Annotated in this window: 14 protein-coding genes, 1 tRNA gene and 2 pseudogenes; 3 read left to right on the forward strand and 14 right to left on the reverse strand. The window is 64.0% G+C overall.

The window, feature by feature from the left end:
- Positions 1–3: 3 nt before the first annotated feature.
- The gene (gene selA / locus QFZ57_RS15740; RefSeq protein WP_306900884.1) at positions 4–1335 is read right to left on the reverse strand and encodes an L-seryl-tRNA(Sec) selenium transferase; all 1332 of its coding nucleotides are present in this window, start codon (positions 1333–1335) and stop codon (positions 4–6) included.
- Between the two features lie 36 nt (positions 1336–1371).
- Positions 1372–1466 (reverse strand) — tRNA-Sec (locus tag QFZ57_RS15745).
- Positions 1467–1534: 68 nt separating this feature from the next.
- Here QFZ57_RS15745 and selD point away from each other — a divergent pair.
- Positions 1535–2536, forward strand: coding sequence for a selenide, water dikinase SelD (gene selD / locus QFZ57_RS15750; protein WP_373461318.1), 1002 nt, complete (start codon positions 1535–1537; stop codon positions 2534–2536).
- A 14-nt stretch (positions 2537–2550) separates the two neighbouring features.
- On the opposite strand, the gene nrfD is transcribed toward selD, so the two are convergent.
- The 3 genes from nrfD to fdh all read right to left on the reverse strand — a co-directional run bounded on the left by nrfD (position 2551) and on the right by fdh (position 8092).
- Positions 2551–3642 (reverse strand): NrfD/PsrC family molybdoenzyme membrane anchor subunit, encoded by a 1092-nt coding sequence (nrfD, locus tag QFZ57_RS15755; protein WP_306631270.1) that lies wholly within the window; start codon positions 3640–3642, stop codon positions 2551–2553.
- Positions 3639–4649 carry a 4Fe-4S dicluster domain-containing protein gene (locus QFZ57_RS15760; RefSeq protein WP_306631271.1) on the reverse strand — a complete coding sequence of 337 codons (1011 nt, stop codon included), beginning with the start codon at positions 4647–4649 and terminating at the stop codon, positions 3639–3641. Before QFZ57_RS15760 ends, nrfD begins: the two co-directional genes overlap by 4 nt.
- 107 nt (positions 4650–4756) lie before the next feature.
- A complete protein-coding gene (fdh, locus tag QFZ57_RS15765) occupies positions 4757–8092 on the reverse strand; it encodes a formate dehydrogenase (protein ID WP_306900886.1) in 3336 nt (1111 codons plus the stop codon).
- A gap of 407 nt (positions 8093–8499) precedes the next feature.
- On the opposite strand from fdh, the gene QFZ57_RS15770 reads away from it, so the two are divergent.
- Positions 8500–8949, forward strand: coding sequence for a rhodanese-like domain-containing protein (locus tag QFZ57_RS15770; RefSeq protein ID WP_306900887.1), 450 nt, complete (start codon positions 8500–8502; stop codon positions 8947–8949).
- A gap of 731 nt (positions 8950–9680) precedes the next feature.
- Here the strand turns inward: QFZ57_RS15770 and QFZ57_RS15775 are convergent.
- The 3 genes from QFZ57_RS15775 to QFZ57_RS15785 form a co-directional block, all read right to left on the reverse strand.
- Positions 9681–9986 carry a hypothetical protein gene (locus tag QFZ57_RS15775; RefSeq protein WP_306900888.1) on the reverse strand — a complete coding sequence of 102 codons (306 nt, stop codon included), beginning with the start codon at positions 9984–9986 and terminating at the stop codon, positions 9681–9683.
- Positions 9987–10578: 592 nt separating this feature from the next.
- Positions 10579–11145 carry a GAF domain-containing protein gene (locus QFZ57_RS15780; RefSeq protein ID WP_306631275.1) on the reverse strand — a complete coding sequence of 189 codons (567 nt, stop codon included), beginning with the start codon at positions 11143–11145 and terminating at the stop codon, positions 10579–10581.
- 1061 nt (positions 11146–12206) lie between these two features.
- Positions 12207–13052: an EAL domain-containing protein gene (locus tag QFZ57_RS15785; RefSeq protein ID WP_306900889.1), complete on the reverse strand. Its 846-nt coding sequence runs from the start codon at positions 13050–13052 to the stop codon at positions 12207–12209.
- A 980-nt stretch (positions 13053–14032) separates the two neighbouring features.
- On the opposite strand from QFZ57_RS15785, the gene QFZ57_RS15790 reads away from it, so the two are divergent.
- The gene (locus QFZ57_RS15790) at positions 14033–14476 is read left to right on the forward strand and encodes a DUF309 domain-containing protein (RefSeq protein WP_306631278.1); all 444 of its coding nucleotides are present in this window, start codon (positions 14033–14035) and stop codon (positions 14474–14476) included.
- Between the two features lie 135 nt (positions 14477–14611).
- On the opposite strand, the gene QFZ57_RS15795 is transcribed toward QFZ57_RS15790, so the two are convergent.
- The 6 genes and pseudogenes from QFZ57_RS15795 to QFZ57_RS15820 form a co-directional block, all read right to left on the reverse strand.
- The gene (locus QFZ57_RS15795; RefSeq protein WP_306900890.1) at positions 14612–15580 is read right to left on the reverse strand and encodes a hypothetical protein; all 969 of its coding nucleotides are present in this window, start codon (positions 15578–15580) and stop codon (positions 14612–14614) included.
- Positions 15581–16171: 591 nt separating this feature from the next.
- Positions 16172–16977, reverse strand: a pseudogene (locus tag QFZ57_RS15800) (AAA family ATPase).
- A gap of 2 nt (positions 16978–16979) precedes the next feature.
- The gene (locus tag QFZ57_RS15805; RefSeq protein WP_306900891.1) at positions 16980–18119 is read right to left on the reverse strand and encodes a Mu transposase C-terminal domain-containing protein; all 1140 of its coding nucleotides are present in this window, start codon (positions 18117–18119) and stop codon (positions 16980–16982) included.
- Between the two features lie 248 nt (positions 18120–18367).
- Positions 18368–18963, reverse strand: a pseudogene (locus QFZ57_RS15810) (recombinase family protein).
- 1153 nt (positions 18964–20116) lie between these two features.
- On the reverse strand, positions 20117–21511 hold the full coding sequence (locus QFZ57_RS15815) for a wax ester/triacylglycerol synthase family O-acyltransferase (RefSeq protein WP_306901597.1): 1395 nt from the start codon (positions 21509–21511) through the stop codon (positions 20117–20119).
- A 171-nt stretch (positions 21512–21682) separates the two neighbouring features.
- Positions 21683–22174: a hypothetical protein gene (locus QFZ57_RS15820; RefSeq protein WP_306900892.1), complete on the reverse strand. Its 492-nt coding sequence runs from the start codon at positions 22172–22174 to the stop codon at positions 21683–21685.
- Positions 22175–22422: the final 248 nt, after the last annotated feature.

Raw genomic sequence — 22422 nt, forward strand, 5'->3', positions numbered from 1 at the left:
CGCTCAGCCCGCCCTGCCCGCATCCGCAGCCTCGCGGGTTGCCAGCGCCTGCCGGACGGCCTCGAGAATCCGGTCGTCGTCCCCTGCGGGCACGCACCGCAGATCGATCAGGCAGGAGCCGTCGTGGACGCGCGGAAGCACGGCGGGATCGCCGGTGCGCAGGAGCCGCGCCAGTCCTTCGGGGAGCCGGAGCGCCCACCCGGGCAGGGGAAAGCCGGGGGCGCCCCCGCCGCCTACCCTGCCGTCATGGGGCACCACGGGTACTCCGAGCGCCTCGGCGAGCCGGTCGGTACGCCGCCGCAATTGTCCGACGTCGGCGTGCAGCGCCTGCACGACGGGCGTCGTTCCGCCCGCGACGGTTGCCTCCAGGGCGGCGAGGGCAAGTTTGTCGGCCCGTACGGCCCGGGCAAGCGGGTGTCGGGCCAACCGGGTGATGACGTCCTTGCGGCCCAGCAGCAGACCTGCCTGGGGTCCGCCCAGCAGTTTGTCGCCGCTGGCGATGACGACGTCGGCCCCACCCGCCAAGGCGGAGGCAACATCAGGTTCATCAGGGAGGTGCGGGTCGGGTGCCAGCAGTCCACTGCCGAGGTCGGCGACGAGCGGTACTCCGTTTGCCTGTGTCAACGGGCTCAGTTCGTGCAGCGGAACCGCTGACGTGAAACCGTCCACCCGGAAGTTGCTCGGATGCACCTTCAGAACGCACCCCGTATCGGGGCCGAGGGCTCCGGCGTAGTCGTGTAAGTGGGTTCGGTTGGTGGTGCCCACCTCGCGAAGCCTTGCGCCTGTCGATTCCATCAGGTCGGTGAGCCTGAAGCCGGCACCGATCTCAACTAGTTCGCCGCGGCTCACCACCACTTCCCGGCCGGCAGCCAGGGCTGTGGTGGCCAGTACCAGCGCCGCCGCTCCGTTGTTGACCACCAGGGCGTCTTCGGCGGCGGGACAGGCGGCGAGCAGTGCGGCCCGGGCCCCGGCACCACGGCGGGAACGGCTTCCATCTGCCAGGTCGAGTTCCACATCGACGTAGCCGCTGGCTGCGACGACAGCTTCGACCGCAGCCGCGGATAGGGGTGCCCGCCCGAGGTTGGTGTGGACGATGACCCCGGTTGCGTTCAGCACCGGGCGCAGGGTTGTTGCCTTGCGGTCAGCGATGGCGGCCAGCAGAACTGGCTCCACCTGGCCGGGAGGGAGGTGGCCGCGTCGGGCCTGCTCCTGGATGTCCCGGACAAGCTCGCGGATCACACGCTCGTTCAGCCGTGTCCGGGCTTCGCGGACAGGCGGCAGTGCCAGCAGGTCGTTCGTGCGGGGAATCAGGCGCCGGGGATCGACGTGGTCCACAGCCCTCCTCCTATCGCGGCATCCGCTGCCGAAAGTTGGCGGTGGCGGACGGGAATCGAACCCGCCAGGCCGAGATGCTCAGCCGCACCGGTTTTGAAGACCGGGGGGCCCACCAGGACCCGGACGCCACCGCGCAACAATATAGCAGGGTTGCCTGCAGGGGTACGCTAAGCGGGTGAATGATGCCCGAACGTCAATCCTGCAACTCGCGTCTGTTGCCGTCGGCACGTACCGGCTCACCGACTACGCCCATGGTGGGGGCTGCGCCTGCAAAATTCCCCCCGGCGAGCTCGAAGAGGCGGTCCGCGGCCTCATCGGCCAACCCGGCGCGGACGTGCTGGTTGGTCTTGACAGTGGCGACGACGCGGCAGCAGTCCTGGTGCGCGACGACCTGGCGGTACTGACCACCGCCGATTTCTTCACTCCCGTTGTCGACGATGCCTTCGACTGGGGGCGGATCGCTGCCGCCAATGCGCTCTCGGACATCTACGCCATGGGCGGCCGCCCGGTCACCGCCATCAACCTCGTCGGATGGCCACGTGATGTCCTGCCGCTGGAGCTGATGACCGAAGTCCTCCGCGGCGGGTTGAGCGTGGCGTCGGAGGCGGCCTGCCCCGTGCTGGGCGGGCACTCCATTGACGATCCGGAGCCCAAGTACGGCATGGCGGTCACCGGCGTCGCCCACCCCGACCGGTTGCTCCGCAACGACGCCGCCCAGCCCGGGTTGCCCATCACGCTCACCAAGCCGATCGGCGTCGGGCTCCTCAACAACCGGCACAAAAAGACCGGTGAGGTGTTCGCCGAGGCAATAGAGACAATGGCGAGCCTCAATCGCGACGCGTCCGAAGCCGCGGTGGCCGCCGGGGTCCGGGCAGCGACGGACGTCACGGGTTTTGGCCTGCTTGGCCATCTTTACAAGATGGTCCGTGCCTCGGAAGTGGGCGCAGTGATCGATCTGAAGGCCGTACCGCTGATTGACGGAGCCCGCGAGGCGCTCCGCGACGGCTTTGTCTCCGGCGGGACACGGCGCAACCTCGACTGGGTGCGTCCGCACGTAGGGGCCGCACCAGGCATCACCGAAGACGATCTGCTGCTGCTGGCCGATGCCCAGACCTCAGGCGGCCTGCTTGTGGTCGGCGAGCTGCCCGGGCACCCCGTCATTGGCCACACCACTGCGGGGCGGGGCATCGAAATCCGCTGAACCTGGCAGTTCGGTCAGCTGCCGGTAGTGATCGCGTCGCCGGTCACGCCGGCTGCGCGGCGGGCCGCGAGCCGGTTCTTCTGCGGTTCGATGGTGTACCGCGGATCCCTGGCAGAGGCCAGGCCCGCTTCGAACACGCCGAAGCGGGTCAAGGCCGAAGCAGCCAGCAAGGCCAGTCCCGAAGCAGCCGCCACCACGCGGTTGCGACCGCCCAACAGGGTTCCCAGACCGCCGGCGACCGCCAGCCGCTCGCTCCACTTCAGCATGGCGCCTGCTTTGCCCTGGTGCAGGGGCTCCGCTGCTATCGGATCCATCCGGCGCTCCATCACCTTCATGGCCACCACGTCACCCACTACGCCGAGCACGGCCAGGTTCCGTGCAGGACCGGTCTCCCGAACCGGTGTGGTCACCATGGCGAGCCCGGCAGAAGCGAGGCACGCGGAACTCACAAATACAAAAGGCAGTTCCTCGTGCGCGGCGTTCCATGTGGGTGTGGCTGTGTCGCCAAGGAGCACCGCAGTGTATGCCGCCAGTGGTCCGGCAAATAACGCAGCCTCAACGCCTGCCGGTCCTTCAACAGCCTGCAGCACCTTGCGCAAGGGTCCCAGCGGCAGCCGGTTTCCGCTCATCCGATCGATTTCCGCCACCGCCGCGACGCCCGCACCTGCGCTGAAGGCGCTGAGTATCCAGGAGCCCACGCTCATTGGCGAGGTCACCTTGAAGGTCCGCAACATATGCAGGAATCGCTCCGGCCGGCCCAGGTCCTTCACCAAAGCGACGGCGCCGGCGCTCACCGCGGTCAATGCACCCAGCCGGGCATTCCGGCGGAGTGTCGGCCGTCCGGTCAATTGCCCGCCGAGACCAAGCAGCGCCGAGCCTGCTGCCACGCCGCCCAGGAACAGGTAGATGGCAACGTCATCACCCCAGGGCGCGGGCTTCACTACGGGGCGGCCGTAGTACGAGGTGAATTCCGGCTCCGGGACCATGGGCATTTCGCGGGAGCCGTCGCCGTTGTCCCGGCGGCGGCGCATGCCACGTCTGCCCTCCTGGCGGCGACGCCGGGCAGGCTCCGTTGGCCGGAAGCTGTCGAATTCCGAAAGGGTCACGCCCGTCCTCCCAGGAAAGCCAACGCTGCGGCCGCAGCCATGCCCGCTACAGCCATGCCCGCCCGCCGGTACATCTGCGGCAAGTCGGCTGTGGGTACGCGTGGATCCGGCGGGAGCCCGTACACCTCGGGCTCATCGAGCAGCAGGAAGACCGATCCGGTTCCGCCGACGCCGTCGTTCTCATTCGCGCCGTAAAGCCTCGCTTCGGTCATGCCCTGTGCATGCAGGGTTGCGACGCGCTCCCTGGCCGTGTCCACCATGTCGTCGTGGTCGCCGAACTTGATGGACGTCGTCGGGCATGCCTTGGCGCAGGCCGGCGTCTCGTCAGCCACCAGCCGGTCGTAGCACAACGTGCACTTCTGGGCGATGCCCTCGTTCGGCACGCTGGGATGATTTGCGTGCTGATCTTCCCTGCTGGTCGCGACCTTGACCGTGCCGTTACTGCGGCGCTCGATAACGCCGAAGGGGCACCCGGCCACGCAGGTTCCGCAGCCGTTGCAGACATCGTCCTGGACCACTACGGTGCCGAATTCGGTGCGGAAGAGGGCCCCTGTGGGGCAGACGTCGAGACAGCCGGCGTGGGTGCAATGCTTACAGACGTCGGAAGACATCAGCCACCGGAAGTCCGCCGTGTCCGGGGGCGTCGTATCCGCCCCTGCCAGGTCCGTCGCCGCGGACCCTGCCGGGGCGGGAGGACCAATGCGGGGCATGCCCAAATTGACCAGGGCCCGGCCCGATTCCCGTGCCTCGTTAATGCGTTCCTGGCCTTGCTCAATGAACGCCACATGCCGCCAGGTGCTGGCGCCCAGCGATCCGGTGTTGTCATAGGAAGACCCCAGCAACTCCAGGTTTCCGTCCTGCGGGTTATGGTTCCATTCCTTGCAGGCAACTTCGCAGGCCTTGCAACCGATACAGATCGAGGTGTCGGTGAAGAACCCCTTACGCGGATGGTTGTGCTCCCAGTGGGCATCGGCGGTGGGGTCGGTCGGTCCGGACAACTGGCCCATCTAGTCCTCCAACGTGGGGTTGTTGCCCGGAACGCTGCTGCCCGGAGGCAGAGATTGTCCGGGCGGGGCAAAGTGTGCTTCGGCGCGGGGAGAGGCGATCACGTTCATCAGTGCGGCCCGCCGTCTGCCGGGCCGTCGTCATCCGGAGCGGGTTTGATGCCTTCCGCCGCCGGATCGGTGACGGCACGGTTACCGGTTTCGATGGTTATTCCGGCCCGTGCCTGGTACTCGGCAACCAAAGCAAGCAGTTCCCGCCCGCGTGGCCGTCGGCCCGGACGGATGTCGCATGAGGCCACCTTGGATTCCTGGATCTGGACGTTTGGGTCCAGGGTCACACCAAGCAGGTCGTTGGCCGCGTCACCGCTGACCACGGCATTGCTGCCGACGCCCCAGTGGTAGGGCAGTCCGATTTGGTGCACGGTGTGACCGCCAACAGCCAGTGGCTTCATCCGGTCCGTGACAAGCACCTTCGCTTCGATGGCGGAGCGGGGCGAAATAATCGTGGCCCACCCGTAGGGTTCAAGTCCGCACTCAGCGGCCAGCTCGGGCGAGACCTCGCAGAACATTTCCGGTTGCAGCTCCGACAGGTACGGCAACCAGCGGCTCATCCCTCCCGCCGTATGGTGCTCGGTGAGGCGGTATGTGGTGAAGACGTACGGATAAATGTCCGCGCCACTGGTACCGGCGCTTGGCGCGCTGAGGTTATCCGCGCGGGGGAACACCAGCCGCGCCGGGCTCTGCTGCTGCGGGTAAAGCGCGTTGGCCACCGGCGATTCCTGGGCTTCGTAGTGGGTGGGAAGGGGTCCGTCCATCAGGCCCTTCGGCGCGAACAACCAGCCCTTGCCGTCGGCCTGCATGATGAAGGGGTCATCTCCGCTGAGTGCGGCTGGACCACCGACAGACGGATCGGGCTTGCTGCCCGGTGCCCGGTCAACCGGGAAGTCCGGCACGTCATCGCCGACCCATTTACCCTGCTCCTGGTCCCACCAGATGTATTTCTTCCGCTCGCTCCATGGTTTACCGGCCGGGTCGGCCGACGCACGGTTGTAGAGGATCCGGCGGTTCGCCGGCCACGCCCAGCCCCATTCCGGAGCCGCCGGTCCCTGCTCATGGCCGGGCTTTCGGTTCGCGGCATGGTTGATGCCGTCAGCGTACACGCCTGTGTAGATCCAACAGCCGGCCGACGTGGAGCCGTCAGCGCGCAGCTCGGTGTAGGCCGAGAGCGGTTTGCCGGCGTCAGGGCCATCCAGGTGGCGGCCGTTGATCTCGGCAAGCACCGCCTCGCCATCGGGCTCGCCGTGTTCATCCGTGGGATAGTCCCAGGTCAGGTCGAGCAGCGGACGGTCGCGCTCGTCGTCTGAACCGGCCAGCTTCTCCCGGATCCGCTGGCCCAGCTCAAAGAAGAACTGCAATTCACTTTGGCACTCCCCTGGCGGTGCGACCGCCTGGTGGCGCCACTGCAGCAGGCGTTGCGTCTGCGTGAATGAGCCGGCCTTTTCCACGTGGGTTGCTGCCGGCAGGAAGAACACCTCGGTCTCGATGTCCTCGGTGCGCAACTCGCCGGATTCAATCTCCGGACCGTCCTTCCACCAGGTGGCCGATTCGATGAGGTTCAAATCACGCACTACCAGCCACTTCAAATGCGACATTGCCAGACGTTGCATCCGTCCGTGAGCGGAACCCACTGCAGGATTCTGTCCGAGAAAGAAGTAGCCCTCGACTTCGTCCTCGAGCATGCCCATCACCGTCTCGTAGGTGCCGTGCGCGCCGGTCAACCTCGGAAGGTAGTCGTAAGCCCAGTCGTTTTCCGGGCGTGCCGCGTCACCCCACCAGGCCTTGAGCAGGCTGATGGTGTAGGCGTCGGCGTCAGCCCAAAAACCCTTTTGCTGTTTGGAGCCAATGACTGACAGGTAGTCCTCAAGGCTGTCATGGCGTCCGGCGCTGGGCATCGGCAGGTACCCGGGCAGAAGGTTGAAGAGGGTGGGGATGTCCGTGGAGCCCTGAATGCTTGCGTGGCCGCGCAGGGCCATGATTCCGCCGCCCGGGCGTCCGACGTTTCCGAGCAGAAGCTGCAGGATAGCGGCTGCGCGGATGAACTGCGCCCCAAGGGAGTGCTGGGTCCAACCGACGGCGTAGGCGAAACAGGTAGTCCGGTCGCGTCCGGAGTTTTCCGTGATGGTCCTCGCCAGATACTCGAAGTCCTCGACACTGATGCCGCACATGTCCTGCACCATCTCCGGCGTGTAGCGGGCGTAATGCCGCTTCACGATCTGGAAAACGGTCCGCGGATCCTGCAGGGTATCGTCGCGCTGGACTTCTGCATGCTCCAACGGTGGCCCGCCGCTTCCATAAGCGTGGCCGGCGGCCCGGGCCGTGGCATCGGCGCCGTGTTCCGAACCGGGCCCGGGCTCATCAATCGCACCGTCCCCTTTTTCCGCATAGGCCCACGATGACGTGTCGTAAGCGCGCTTCTCCGGATCAAAGCCGGAGAACAGGCCGCCCAGGTCCTCGGCGTCGCGGTAATCCTCGTGGACCAGCGTGGCGGCATTGGTGTACGCCGTGACGTACTCCTCGAACCACAGGTCATTGGTGAGGACATAGTTGATGAGAGCGCCGAGGAGCACCACGTCAGAACCGGCGCGGATGGGAATGTGCTTGTCCGAGACCGCTGAGGTCCGCGTGAACCTGGGGTCCACGTGGATGACCTTCGCTCCGCGGGCTTTAGCCTCCGCCACCCACTGGTATCCAACGGGATGGCACTCGGCCATGTTGGAACCCTGGATGATAATGCAATCGGCGTTGGCCATGTCCTGCAGTGACTGCGTTGCACCACCGCGTCCAAACGAGGCTCCCAAACTGGGAACCGTGGCGGAGTGTCATATGCGGGCCTGGTTCTCGGTCTGCACCGCCCCTGCAGCCGTAAAGAGCTTCTTGATCAGGTAATTTTCTTCGTTGTCCAGGGTTGCGCCGCCCAGCGAGGCGATGCCCATGGTGCGGCGGAGCAGCCGGCCCTGGTCATCCTCCTGCTGCCACGTCCTGCGGCGCGTTTCGATGAACCGGTCCGCCACCATCTCGACCGCTGTAGCCAGATCCAGGTGTTCCCACTCGGTGGAGCGCGGGGCCCGGTAGAGCACTTTGGTCTGCCGGCCCGGCGAGTTGACCAACTGTTCGCTGGCAGAGCCCTTGGGGCAAAGCCGGCCGCGGGAAATAGGTGAATCCGGATCGCCCTCGATCTGGATAACCTTCTCGTCCTTGACGTAGACACGCTGTCCACATCCAACGGCACAGTAGGGGCACACGCTCTGGACAACGCGGTCAGCAGTAGCTGTGCGCGGGGCAATGGCCTTGGTCTTGGCCGAGGTGACAGCGGGCCCACGGCCCAGCAGGTCACCCGTGCTTAGCTGCCGGATGACCGGCCATTGAAGAAAACTTCGCGGTGCCATTTCAGGAGCATATCCCAAAGCACCGCGGCTGTGACAGAACAAAGTTGGGCGCGTCATTGACGCAACTCGGGCATCGTGGCCAGAGACCTGAGCTGGCTCACCTGCCCGATGCAACGCGACGCACAGGGCTCACTCCCCCGCCCTCTTGGTTCCGCATAAGTACTGATCCTTATTATTCGGATATGGGCTGCCCGGGTTAAGCCCACTACAGGTACCTCAAGCGCGGGACATGATTGACGGCTATAGGAGCATCGTCGCAGACATGGACAACAGGACCGGGCACGGAGCGTATTGCGTGGCTCGCGCGTGGTGACCTCACCCCCCATAGCCTTGCAATTGGCGACCAAAATAGCTCATCGTTGCATGGTGGGACGACCGCCCGATCAGCAGGCAAAGCGAGGAAAACGGTGACGCAGCGCGAAATTCCCGACGACGGCGCTGGGATCCGCCCACGAAGCGCGGATCCGGGCGATTCCCCTGGGGCTCTTACGATCAACGAATTACTACTTGAGAGCCGCATCGGGCTCGAGCGTGTTCACCCCTCGGATCTTGAGCGGGAGATGGCTGCGGGCGCCCTCGTTGTTGACACACGGCCGGTCGATCAGCGGGACCGCGACGGTGATCTTCCGGGAGCGGTCGTCATTGACCGAAACGTTCTCGAGTGGCGGCTCGATCCTTCCAGTCCCCACCGGCTGCCGATCGCTGACGACCCCGGTCGGCGGATCGTCGTCGTCTGCAATGAGGGCTACAGCTCCAGCCTCGCTGCACACACCCTGCAACGGCTGGGGCTGACCCGTGCGACCGACCTTATCGGCGGTTTCCAAGCCTGGGCAGCGCTGCACAAGCAGTCCGACTAAATAACCTGTCTGCGCTAGTCCTCGACGATACAAAATTCCAGCACGACGCGGCGTGCATCGGTTTGCCACCCACCTGCAGCGGTCGCCAGACGTTCAGCAGGCGGGGTAGCCAGGACCCGGTCCGAAGCCAAAGGTGTTGCGTGTGTCAACACCTCCCTTTCACCCATCAGGACGATTATCGCTTTGATGCTGGTGAGCGTGCCGCACTCGGCGGGCGCTCATCCCGTTCACCTGCGTGACGGTGCCGCCTCGTTTTCCATCGAAGGTCCCCGCCGGTTGCTGGTTCCTGCGGGCAGCGTTTGTCAGGAACTTCTGCCCGGTGCCTGATGGAGGGCTTGCCTGTCACATTTCAGGGTTCGGCGGTGTCCTACGTTCGACAGTTGATTATGGGCGGGAGTTGAACATGTCAGCACGACGCATGTCATCACGGCATAGCGGACTCCCGACGGATGCGCAGGGCAGACTCATCGTCTTCTATTCGCTGTCTTGCCTGGAGTATCCGGACATTTTCGGGGCAGGCGGTGCTGTTCGGGTTCCGGAATCAGTAGGCCGCCATGGATATCCCGAATTGCCCCCAGCCGTGGACAGCCCATGGTCACCGTAAGTTGAACCCCAGCTCCTAAGACACGATTAAGCGCACAAGTGCGAACTCTGCGAGCATCATGCCCATCCCTTTGTCCCCCGGTTCCCGCCTGGGCCGGCCCGCGGGGCCGAACGATCAGTAGCCCAGGCTACGACCGTTTCCCTGGAAGTTGAAGCTCTTCTACCGCAAAGCCGAGAAGGTCAAGGTCCAAGGTGGTTGGCTCGCAAACTCCATAGAGGAACGACTCGAACTCGAAAGCCAATGCATTACCACCATTGGCAAAATACCGCAGCCAGAGTTGATTGACGTCAATTTCGCCATGTCCGATCATTGCCCGCGCTGTCACTCGTGGATCTTCCACAATGACTACTCTCAATTTATGCGGCGAGGTCTCGTTCCGACTCTCGCCGGTCTCCCAGCGTCCATACTGCATAGGACATTGAAATGATTTCATATGTTGAGGGGATCAGGCCATCCGAGTCGGGCAAAGCCTGCCGCCGCTGCGTCAGCCGGTCTTCTTCCAAGGTTGTGCCAGCACAGCGTCCCAAATTAGTAGAGCCCAGTGCGTGGGGACGTCCATCCGTTGCCTTCATCGGCCTCGTCTTGAAACAGCGTCCCTAGAGGCAAGCAGTACCGCCCCGGGAACGGCACTGCATGATTTGGCGACTATTGGAGCATCATTTGCACGGAAAAAGCCCACCCGCTCCGCTGCTTTTCCCGCGCACACGGTGGACGACGCGACCCACCCGACCATCTGCACTCAACCGCCACGTCACCTCGGTGCGTACATCCGCCGTGGTGAGCGGTGGCCGTGCACAGCCTCTGTTGGGTGCGGTGACGGTACGGGATAGTTCCCCATAGGCCACGCCTCGCCGCTGCCATCGCGATCCTTGACGTAGCAGGGGCTCTGCCATCCGGGAGCACACATGGTTGAGGCTCCGCACCAGTTTTGGTGCGGAGCCCTTGCTGCCTCCCGGCGACGTCCTACACCCTTGCCGTAACGCGGCGGGAGCATTCCATCTGGTTATGCGCGGCGTTCAGGGCTGCTAGGTCCTTATGTCTATGTAGCTCTGTGCGATTGCCGCGAGTATCCGGAGCACCTGTTGTTCAGATGGGGGGAAGGACCGGGGTTTCTGGTCGATGATGCACAGGGTGCCTATATTCCAGCCGCGGGGGCCGTGCAAAGGAAAACCGGCGTAGAAGCGGATGTGCGGGTCTCCAACGACGAGTGGGTTGGATGCGAAGCGGTCATCGGTGAGCGTGTCATTGATGATCAGCATCGTATTGCGTTCCACGGTTGCTGTGCAGAGCGCAATTTGCCGAGGAGTCTCGTCACGGAGAGGCCCGACGACGGACTTGAAGTGCTGAACGTCGCCATCGATAAGTGACAATGATGCAGCGCCGACGTTAAAGAACTTTCTGGTCGCGCCTACAATCCGGTCAAATGGTTCCTCCGGCCCGCTGTCCAGCAGATTCGTCTCGCGCAGTGACTTCAGGCGCTCCGCCTCTGCCTGTTCGGGCGTCAGCAGGAACTTTCCGGAGGCTCCCAGCGCGGCCACCGCATGCTGACGCGTCCGCTTCTGGTTAACCGGGGTCAGGGCGGCCTTTCCCACCTCTCCTCGAAGTGAGACTCCCGGCTGACGTCCGGCTGTAGCCCGTTCTCCCCTCTTCCCGGGAGTACGACCCCCTTTAGCTTTCGACCAGGCCGGGGAACCATGCAGGTACCTATTTAACTCGAAAGTCGACCAACGGGAACTAGCGGACAAGAGTTTCCGGGGGTCTATCCCGAGCGTCGCGGCGAGTTCAAACCGCCGCTGCTCCTGTTCATCCACGCACTCCACCTCCAACCAAATCTCTTCTCCAAAGGGACCGGTCTTCCGCAGCTGCAAAAACCACATAATAAACCTACTTACTGCTTTGTCCCCGTGGCTACCCCTCAGACAGTTCAGCGTCAGATTGGCCCCAGGGCAACTCCGGCCGCGCAACTCTTCCGCCGACCGATACCGCTATCGTTGTCCCAGACCAGCGCCGAGGAACACCATCAACGTCCGGACACCCCCATACCCTCCAACTCCTGCTGGACTCAATGCGGGACTGGTACTCCAGATTCACGTAGATGGTTCCGCACTCGCACGCGAGTTCTATGACGTCGACGGGTAGCAGGAATAGAGGGCGACGGCGTCGGCCATTACCTCACGGACGTGCTCTTCTTCAGTCACCGCTGCTCCTGGCGCCCACCACAGGTGGAGGGCACCACCGCGCAAGTGCACACCACCGCAGATTGACCGGGCGCCGCCTGCCCAGCGACAAGGCCATCTTCGTTCTTGCCCGGTCTTAGCTACGGGCCTGGACGGACCACTGGCGCGGCGTTCGCAAGAGACCACTCCCCGGGGCTCGCAGCGGTGTTTCGAACCGCGTCGAGTGTCGCGGACTTAGACCGAGCCCCTCCTTTGACCTGTCGGGCCTCCGGCCCGGCGAGTCGATGGGTATGTGAGCCAGGTCCCGGCATTCACTATGACCGGCGGGAATGTTCTCCGCCGGGAAGTGAAGGAGCACGGAGCGGGCGAAAGCAGCCGTGGCACCGTAGCGTTTGATGTTCCGGTTCGGGGGTTGAGGAATCGCGTTGCGTGTGAGGGCCTGATTGCCGGCGGGATTATGGGATTCGGGGTGGCGGTCAGAACCAGATCGAAGCGTTTGGGGAAGAAATGTCGGGTCCGGTTTTGGCCGGGTTCGGATGGTTCCAGCGGGCCCAGTCCTGGGGGCGTGTGGTGGGCCGATCCAGGAGGTAGCCTTGCACGGCTGTCGCACCAAGACCAGCGACGGTTGCCAGTTCGTCATGTGTTTCAATGCCTTCAGCAATGAGCACTGCTCCGAGCTGTTCGGCGAAGCCAACCATGGCCTCGGCGAAGGCGCGGCGCAGGATGTCCGTGTCGATTCCGGCGATGACGTTCCGGTCCAGTTTGATGATGTCTGGCTTGAGCTCCCTGATATGGCGGATTGAATTGACGTACGAGCCGGTATGGTCGACCGCGAGCCGGACTCCGCTTTGTCGCAAGGATGTTAGGGCTGCGGCCAGGGCGGCGGGTTGCTCTTCCGTCAGGGCTTCGGTGAGTTCAAGGACCACTCGGTTCGGGGCGAGAAAGGATTCCGCCAGCAACCCCGGCAGCAGTGGGTCCAGGCAGGTGGCGGGGGACAGTTTAAGCGCCACATACAGGTGGGACGGGAGGTGTTGGGCGGAGGCGAGCGCGGACTCCAGGGCCACGAATTCAAGTTCGCTTCCCAGCCGGGCCTCTGCAGCCTCCGCGAACCAGTAGTCCGCGCCGTCTCCCCCGTCTGTGGCGAACCGGGTGAATGCTTCGACACCGCCAACGGAGCCATTGGATAGCTCATAGATGGGCTGGAAAGCGGTCAGCAGCAACCTGCCCTTGAGGACTGCCTGAATCCGGGAGGCGCGCTCCTCCGGTGCCGGGGTTTCGGCCTGCGGCTCAATGGCGGGCTCGACCGCCGGAGCGAACGCCATCGAAGTGCCGCCCGGGAGCCCCGTAAGGGGGACCTGATGGCCATGAGGTGCTCCGCCGGCGCTGTTTCCGGGTGTCTGGGGTGGGCGGCAACAACTTCATTGAGCCGATCTCTGGTTCCGGCCTCCTCAGGCGCCGGGGCTGAGAGCACGGCATCGATAATGTCCGGCGCCTGCCGGCGTACCCCAGTAACGGCGTCGCCGGAACGTTCGCTGCCTACCGGTTCTGCGGGAGGGCGGCTGCCAGCTCGCACTGGCTGGGACGGTTCCATCGACATGGCTATTCCTTTGATCCGCGTTCCGGCTGAGTCCGGAACCGGCCCACAACTTCCAGGATCAAGGACCCCGAAGGGCGGAAGGTCGTGCCCGCATCTTACTGCGCTGTCGCGCTGTCAGTCCATAGCATGAGTCGCAGGAAACCATGGCGGTACCTTTGCATTGGGCACGGGCTTGGGCATCGTTGCAGTAAACGGGGCCAGCACGTTCTCCACCACAGCCCGGATACGCTGAGCTTCCCGGGCCCACCCTGATTTGGGCGTGCATTTCGTACACCGCAAACGCGGTGTTGATCAGCTGCACCATGATCGCGGTCTGCGCTGCCGTTTTGTTTGTGCTCGAGGCTGCCATGAACAACGTGGCGGCCCCGGCGATGGCCGGCAGCGCCACGGGCTTGCCGTGCTGGCGTGGCGCGCGGAGCCTGGCGGTGCGGGACAGTTCAGCGGCGGTGGCAGCCAGTGGACCGTGCGTTGGTTCGGGACGGGCCAGTCCGGCGAGGTCCGGAGCTGGACCTGGACCGCAGCAATGTTCTTGCCGCGCTCGACGCGTTCGGAGTGAACCGAGCGCTCTGCCGGCATGTCGTTTCTCTTGTCAGAACTCGGTTCGCGATGCGAGGCCGACCGTACCAATCGATAATCGCACGTGTTCGAAGGAGCCGGGCCTTAGCATTGGGCGTATGAAAGTCGGTAAGGTCCGTGATGCTCAGGATGGAAACTGCAATGACCGGTGACAGGGATCGGGATGCTCTGAGGCGCCCGCGGCAGGCCCGGCCCCGTGACGCTCTTGGGCGCCCCCTGCCGTACGGAAGCGCCGGCGTTGAGCCGGTCTCGGAGGAGCCGTTGCCGCCGGCGCAGACGTTGGTCTCGGCCCGGAGTCTGGTGGAGGGCGGCCGGCCCTTCGCCGCCCATGAGGTACTTGAGGCCCGTTGGAAAGCCGGGCCGGCCGAAGAACGTCACCTCTGGCAGGGCCTCGCCCAGATCTGCGTCGCGCTCACCCACGCCGCCCGGGGGAACAGCGTTGGCGCGCTCCGTCTCTTCGAGCGGGGCGCGGCCCGGCTCGAGGAATACGGTTCCGGCGAAGGGCCGACCTATGGGCTGGACCTGTCCGCCGTGCTGAATTGCGCACGTGATCGGATGCGCCCCGGCCATTGAGCCGGCGGCCAGCATCCCCGCGCAGGCGTTGGAACCCGTGACTGGTTGCAAGCTGAAGGGACGCCACGGGGTCCCGAGCAGCCTCGACATTCCCGAGCGGGGAAGGGTGTCAAGGACCTAGAGAAGCTGGTGGTCCTAGGAGCGCTGACGGCGTGTTCTCTGCTGACTGAAACGCTGCTTTTTCTCGTACCGCCGGGAGGCGCGCTGCTTGCGTTCTTGATCCTCGCGGGCAGATTTTATCGGTCGACGCTTTTCAGGCGCAGACCGGGACACACCGCTGGTCTTGGGCAGCTGCAACGGTATCCAGGCTGCGAGGACACACAGTCCGGCCATGGCAAAGAACCCAACTCCCGCCCAGACCACGGAGGCAACCGCGGCCGCGGCCAGCACCCCGGTCAGCCAGTGACCCAGCACCGCGCGGTGAAAGTCCGGGAGCCATCCGGTTTCGATGCCGACCGCATAGAACCATGCCAACGATGCCGCCAGCAGGGTGTAGGCAGCAATCTCCCAGGCGTTCTCATCGGTGAGCGCGTAAGTGCAGATGGAACCGAACCCGGCGGCAAGCAACAGGGCACCCGGAATTCCCTTCCAGCCGGCAACGATCGCCGCCCCCGCCACCGCCGAGATCAGGATCGCGAGGAAGAACAGTGCCGCGAATGCTCCCACAAATAGGTCCCCGGTTTTGTCCCAACTCCCGGGCATGAAGTCTTCGAACGGGGCCAAGCCAGCAATACACGCGGCAAGGCCCACCATGACAAACGCCAGCGAGATACCAATCCGTGCCGCCAGCTCAGTGCCGGCTGGCCGAAACCATTCCCCCTTCTCGTCAAGCCAATAGGTACCGGCCCGGGAAATCATGAACAGCGAGAAAGGAATCAGCAGACCGGGCGCCAGCAGGTACAGAATGGAGGCCGCCCACGGGTTACCCGGAGCGGGCCCCAGCATTGGAACGGTGAGCAGGCACGCAATCGTGGCCAGTACGGCTACCCCTGCAATGACCCATGCGGCGGTGAAAACACCTCCGAGGATGGAAGTGCCCCGCCCGACGGTGCTCGTCTGGCTGTTCTGTTGCTTCTCCTGGTCCAGCTGGTGATTGGTGTCCATGCGTTTCCCCCCTTGCGCACTGATGTTCAGGAACTGCTGTCCCGCTCCTTGAGCCTAATTGGCGGACACCCTCGCTCACCCACGAAGGGGTATAAACTCCCCCTTGTCCACGCCGGTATCCGGGCTGCTGTCGGAGTGCGCGTCTTGGAGAACCCCGTCGGCTGACCGTGGAGGGGTTCTGCCGGCACAACTGCGAAACTATGCCGGGGGAACGGACTGCGCTGGGCCTGAGCTGATCGACTGCCACGTCGCGGCCGTCGAGGATGTCCTGCAGCACGCGTTCTCCCAACTCAAGTAGGGGGACACTGCCGCGGGTCGGCTAGTCATGGGTCGGCCCACGAAAAGTCGTTCGCGGCCGACTCCGGCTCTCGAAGCCCTTGGATATGAGACGTCTCGCCGGCTAAACGAGCATGATGCTGGCTTGGCCTTAATTGTCGTCGAGTCGTATGGGTTCGTTTGAGGCCGGTGATTCTCGTAGCTATGTCTTCTAACCTTTACTTGGATCGCTGTATCCAGCATTGGCGTGGATTACTCCCCCCGAACTGTGGATGTTGGCGTTAGGTGGCGGCTTTTAGTGTTCGCTCTGTGTCGCTAGTTGCCGATGACGAGGATGCTGGCTGCTGCTTCTACGACGTCGTCGGTGATTGTTTCGAGTTGGTTGATTTTTAGGACGCGTGTGACTGTGGGAATAGCCGTTCAAGGAGCCGGAAGTTGCCTCGGGTGATGCGTTCTACTGCGGCGATTGCCTGGGCGTCGGTGAAGTCGTCCGGGTCGAGGGTCCGTCCGAGGCGTTTCCAGTGTCGGTCCAGAACGAAGAGGAGCTCGTCTCTGCCGAGGGAGCGGTATCGGTGGGAGAGGCCGAGGCGGCTGTATAGCTGGGGGTAGTGCCGGAATCGTTGATCTATGCCGGGCATGCCGATGAGGATCATCGGCAGGTGGGTTCGATCGTGGTTATCACGGAGGAGTTCAAGGGCTGTCGCGTTAAGCCGTTCGGCTTCGTCGATTATTAGCAGCTCCACGAGCGTGGTGACTCTGTTCATCGAGCGTGGTCCGGCATCGAGCTTGTGCAGGTGTTCGTCAATGCACGAGCCGATTCTCACCTGGTACCGGTGTATATCCTCCATGAGGGTTTTGGGACGGCAAAGAACGTCCGGGGTGTAGAAGACGGTCCGGGAGCTGTTGGCGAGTGCGTAGTGCTTCTCGTCCTGGTCGCCGCGTGGTCCCCACACAGTGATGTAGGGCTCAAGGTCATCCCAGTTTGCGTAGCGGCGCGCGGAGAGTGTTTTGCCCACCCCGGCGTCCCCGTGGCAGATCCCTATTGTTCGTTCTTTTCGGACTGCGTTGGCGAACTCGTTGAAGCGTCGGTGTTCCTTGGTGACGATGAAGGTTGGATTCATCATTAGTCCTCTTCGTAGGTGCGCAGTCGGCGCCGGCGCCGTACTGGTTCAGTGATGTGCGGTTCTTCACGGCTGGTGACTGATGGAATGCGGTCGTTGATGGTGCGGCACAATTCTCTTCGGCGCGCTCTGCGTGCGACCTCGATGTCACGCAGGCTCAAACGAAGGTTGGGGTGATCCTCGTCAATGGCGACGCAGACGAAGGTGTCGTGGTCATAGACGCGGATCTCGGATACGTCCCGCGGGTCGTATCGGATGGTGACGGTTTGCCCCACGAAGGGCGCCAGCGTGGGCGAGAGGTAGCGCTGGCCTTGAAAGTGGATGCCGTCGCGTTGCACGGTCCGGTTCTTTGGAACTGTCAGGAGGAGTCCGTCGAGGTCCTCCAGGGATTCGGGCATCCGGGGAAGCCAACCGTCCGCGACCCAAGCATCCCGTGGTGAAACACCAAGTTCGCTGTGGGGCCGGTCGTTGTAAGCGGCGACGAAACTTCCGATGGCGCGGTCCAGTCCCGGGAGATCGAGCGCGGGGCGTGGTTTCCTGTTCCGCGGTCCAAGGTGTCCGGGGAGGGTGGAGAGAACTTCGGTGTTGATGGTCCCGAAGAACCGTTCGATCTTTCCTCTGCCCTGGGGACGGCCGATGGTCGAGTGGATGATGCGGACGTGCAGCTCGATGGCGGTGCGGTCGAGGTGGTGGCTGGTGAAGTCGGAGCCGTGATCCACGTGCAGGATGTCGGGCAGCCCGCACATTGCCCAGCTGGGGTCGCTCTTGCGCCAGATCGCCTGGCGGAGTGCCAGGGCTGTGTTCAGTGCTGATGGTGCACCGGTGAAGACGGTGTAGCCCCAGAGCGCCCGGGAGTAATCGTCCATCACTGTCGTCAGCCATGGCCGGTCAGGTTTCCCGGTGGCGCCGCTAATCAGGATGTCGAGTTGGGTGTGGTCCGCTTGCCATATCTGGTTGGGCCGGTCGGCGCGGCGGCGAAGGACAAGTTCATGCCGGTCCCGATAGGATGCAGGACCCTCGAGAGCCAGGGTCACCAGGGCAGGGTCGAGTGCCTGGACGATCTCGCGGACAACGGAGTAGCTCGGCGCCAGCGCACCTCTTCTGCCCGCTTCGGCCGCGGCGAGTCTGTGCAGCGTTGCCATGCTCGGGCGGGGCTTCGTCAGTGCAAGTCCCTCGATAAACCTAACTATTCCTGGGTCTATGCGCCGCGTGCCGGCATCGGCGCGCGGTCCCAGGTCGAGAGCACTTGCACCACCAGCCCGGTAGAGCCGAAGCCAACGTTGAAGAGTACGGGTGCTGACCCGGTTTCACGGGCGAGGGCGGCAAGGGGAATCTGGTCCTCGACGTGAAGTCGAAGGACTCTCCAGCGCTCTTCGCCGGTCAGGAACACCTACATCGTGATGCCCTCGCGCGCGGCGAGGGCTTGCTGGTGGCGGTAAAGAGTCGCCCGACTCCAGCCCACGAGGCGGGCCGCGTCCTCCGCCGTGCGTCCCTTCGCCCGGGCATCCTGCGCGATCGCTAGCTTGTCCGCAATGACAAGCGGATCCGTCAGCGGCCGGCCAAAGCGTGTTCCGTTCTGCCTGGCAGCGGCGATGCCGGCATTGACACGCTCGACAATCAACTCGCGCTCATACTCGGCCAACGTGGCGAGCATGTTCAGCATCAGCCGACCCGTCGAGGTTGCCGGGTCGATGCCGTCTGAGATGGATCGGACCTGGACGCCGCGTTCCCTCAGCAGGTTGACGGTGTTCAGCACATCGATCAATGATTGGCCCAGCCGATCGACCCGCCACACAACGACATTGTCGCCCTCCTCTGCGTATCGAGGAGCCTCTTCATCCCAGGGCGCTCGATCGCCGTCCTACTTCCCGAGGTCACATCGGCAAAAACGTCGCGCTTCTGCACGCCGGCGGAGGAGAGTGCGTCGAGCTGCAGCTGGGCATCATGGCTCGAAGTACTAACCCGCGTATAACCCAAATGCCTCATTACGCCATTCTGACTCAAAAAGTCCGTCACGGGCCCCCGCCGAGACAATCTATGGTGAGACGTGTTTGCAAGACAACGGGGTGCCCGGCTTTCTCAGCCGGCCGCCAACCCCTCCTCAGGCCCAGAACAGTGTCTTGAAAGCTTGTAGTTTTCAAGACATGAGCTGGAGGGGCTCGTTACCGGCTGCTGGTACGCCGGCCACAAATGTGATTCCTAATAGCGGTCATTTAACTACGTAACGCGCGGCTCGCTTGGGGGTCCAGGTCCTGCTCAAACGTTGCGGTGCCCTACTTAATACGAACCTTGAGTCGCTGCCTCTGGCGCCCTCCGGCAAGGCCGAAAGGACCCGAATTTCATAGGCTAGTTGCCTGTTCCGCTGGGAGTCGCGAACTTCCGGCCTGCCCGGCGAACCAGGACTAAGCATTTCTATTAGATGGCGACGGGTCTATGCCAGACACCGCGTGGGGGCAATATTCATCTCGCTCGACTCCTCCCTTGACCCATGACCTGTTGGTCGACCCAACGTTCCAGCGGCGGCACGAGCAGCAGCGCCGCCACGAGTCCGACCATCCAGTACGTGCACGAAAGCATTCCACGCGGTCGTTCCGATTGTCTCGCCGGCGCCTACCGCGGCAAACCAGTAGGGCAAGAGGGCAAGAAGCCCAAGTCCAGCGGAGGCGAGAGCAGCGTATTCCCACCAGCCCCATCGGGCGAACAATCCCCAGGTCGCGACGCAGAAGCCGAGGACGGTCAGCAGGGAAAGAACCATCGTGATGTTCCACAAGGCCCCGGAGGTGTCCTGGCCGCGAGTAGCGAAAGTCGGAGTGAGCCAGAGCCAGCTACTTCCGGCCATCAGCAGTGCGATCCCCCCCAAGGGTGCGAAGAGTGAACATGGTTCAACCTCTCGTGCCTATGAGTAATGCGTGATTTCATCCTTGCTGGCCGCAGCCGCCGAGGTAGGGCCTAAGAGTTAACATGTTTCTGCGTCCTGAACCCAGGATCGCGGCTGAGCGGAGGCCCGGGCCAGTACCGAACGACCCGTCGCATCGAAAAGCAGGGCGACGGCTGCTCGCCGGACCCGCACGGGCCTTGGCGGATCATCGTCCATCAGGCCGCCGGACTCCGCCCATCCCATCCGTGCCCGTTTGAGGTTTCAGATTCCACGCACGGACAGGGACTGGGCCAGGTCATCGAGGGCAGTCCGTGTACCCCGGATGAACGTGTCCACGTCCGGGCAGGCGTTCTGGTCCGCGATCGCCGTGAGGTTGAGCTGACCGTTGTAGGAGAAGACAGCCACAGCAAGGGCGAGATTGCCCATCAGTGACACCACCGGGAACAACTCGAGCAGCTGCGCCCCGGAAAGGTAAAGCGGTACCGGCGGTCCCGGGACGTTGGTGACGGAGGTGTTGAAGAACCGCTGGTGTGCAAAGCCGTGCAGGAACGCACGCTGTAAGAGCATGGATCGGGAAATTCCGCTGCCTGTCTGTGGACGGGCCTTTCGCTTGCGCGCGGAGGTCTGCACCTTGATCATGTCCAGTCTTCGAACAGCGTCGGGCTCCCCGAGCGGCAGTGGCACCACCATCCACCCGTCCTGGTTGCCTCCTCCTTCCTGGCTGTGCTGCTCTCGGAGAAGCGACACTGGCACCATGGCTCGCAGCACCAGCCATTCGACGCGTTCTCCGCGGCCTGCCAGGAGTTCGCGCAGGCCGCCGGTGACGGCGGCCAGAACGACGTCGTTGACCTTGGCGTCATGGGCATGGGCGATCTGGATGATGGGTTCCAAGCGGCTGCGAAGAATGGCCAGCCGGCGGTCGGCCCCCACAGGGCGGTTGAGGCTGGTGCGGGGTGCGCGCTGTTCGGCAAGGAGCTCCCGCCATGCCGGCCAGGCACGGCGCGTTCGGCGAAGCGTGTCTTTCGCATGAGCCACGCCGGCCAGCCCCCGGCCGAGCCGGTGGGCGTGCCGCCGCAGGTTATCGCGGAGAAGCTGGCCCACGGTCGGCACTGGCGTCGGTGTCCATGAAGGCGCGGCAGGGTCGGGCGCATCAACCGTGCTTTCCAGCAGCGATCCAAACGCGGCGACCGCTGCCGCGCCGTCCGCCACGACATGGTGCAACCGCAAGAACATGCCGATGCGTCCCTGCGGCAACCCGGGCAGCAGCCACATCTCCCACAGCGGCCGTCCTGGGTCCAGCCGTCGGCCCGCCAGCTCCGCGCAGGCCCGCAAGAGCTGTGGTTCGTCGCCCGGAGGACCGACAGGATGCACTCGGACCTGCTGAGCGAGGTCAAGCGACGGCGCGTCGATCCACAGGGGCCCGCCCAGCCACCACCTGGGTCGGTGCAGCAGCTGTCGGGCGTGAGGGATTCGATGCAGTCTTGGTTCCAGCCATCGGCGGACGGCCTCGATCCGGACGACACCATCCGAGTCCAGCAGCTCCGCGCCGTCCAGTACGGCAATGGCGCCTATATCCGCAGACCAGCCTAAGTCGTCCCACAGAAGCAGAAAGCGGTCCGATGTCGTCAAACGCTCCAGGCGGGGTGTCCCATTCATCACAGTCACGTTCCTGCTCCATCCATCACAGCCAACGAACCTCCCCGCCCAAGCAACTGACAGGGCCGAAGATTCCCCGTCACCCTCGAAGCCGTCCGCCCGGGTCCACAGCATCTCCCAGCAGCCGGAGGGATAGGTCATAAGTCAGGGGCGCCGGCACACAGAATTTGTTCATACGCCCATGGCATGCGGTTGATGGTGCCTGTGACTCATCGAGTAGAGAGGGAAGCGGAACAGCATGACCAGGAGCATGAGGGGGCAGGCAAGCAGTCCGGTCTGCAGTGGGATCAGCTCGCTCCTGGCCACGAGGTCGAGCCGGTACGCCACGATCAGCAGAAGCCCGGCGACCATCGTTGAGCCGGCCATCTCCAGCGTTGGGCGCCAAGCCATGCCCATGATGAAGCGCATCCAGGCCAGCATCGGGAGGGACAGGCTGATCGCGATGACCAGCACCGTAAGCTCAGGCGCCCGCTGATCCAGGTTGCTGTAGCCCAGCAGGGCAGCGGAACCGAAGAACAGGAGACCCAGGAGAACCGCGCCCGCGCACATCACCAGGCACATCTGGATGAAGTGAAGGACGAAGCGCCCTATGGCTCGGAGCAACCCGGCAGGAGGGGCGGAACTCGGCACCGAACCCTGACCACCATATCGAAGTTCACGCATGACGAATCTCCCTCCTCGGAAATCACCGGGCTCCCTTTGTTTGGGCTTGAAGACATCGGCAGCGACAGATGCAAGACGATACTTGCGGGGGATCTTGGGGCAGTTGACGCTCTCCGGGCGAGGAGTCTCTCCTACCAGCATGTGCTTCCCTTGCCTAGTCCTATAGGGTCGAAAGACCTCACGAGAACCGACGCGTCGTCGTCACAAGCGACAATGCCGCCGCGATGGGCGGTGGCGCCCCCGGCGGT

The organism is Arthrobacter sp. B1I2, from assembly GCF_030816485.1.
Classification (GTDB): domain Bacteria; phylum Actinomycetota; class Actinomycetes; order Actinomycetales; family Micrococcaceae; genus Arthrobacter.

Bases quoted from the DNA above. Each gene is read 5' to 3' on its own strand.
- QFZ57_RS15790 (WP_306631278.1), top strand. From the start codon at position 14,033: ATGGAAACTGCAATGACCGGTGACAGGGATCGGGATGCTCTGAGGCGC.
- QFZ57_RS15795 (WP_306900890.1), bottom strand. From the start codon at position 15,580: ATGGACACCAATCACCAGCTGGACCAGGAGAAGCAACAGAACAGCCAG.
- QFZ57_RS15820 (WP_306900892.1), bottom strand. From the start codon at position 22,174: ATGCGTGAACTTCGATATGGTGGTCAGGGTTCGGTGCCGAGTTCCGCC.
- QFZ57_RS15760 (WP_306631271.1), bottom strand. From the start codon at position 4,649: ATGGGCCAGTTGTCCGGACCGACCGACCCCACCGCCGATGCCCACTGG.
- QFZ57_RS15785 (WP_306900889.1), bottom strand. From the start codon at position 13,052: ATGGCGTTCGCTCCGGCGGTCGAGCCCGCCATTGAGCCGCAGGCCGAA.
- QFZ57_RS15775 (WP_306900888.1), bottom strand. From the start codon at position 9,986: ATGAAATCATTTCAATGTCCTATGCAGTATGGACGCTGGGAGACCGGC.
- QFZ57_RS15805 (WP_306900891.1), bottom strand. From the start codon at position 18,119: ATGGCAACGCTGCACAGACTCGCCGCGGCCGAAGCGGGCAGAAGAGGT.
- QFZ57_RS15815 (WP_306901597.1), bottom strand. From the start codon at position 21,511: ATGAATGGGACACCCCGCCTGGAGCGTTTGACGACATCGGACCGCTTT.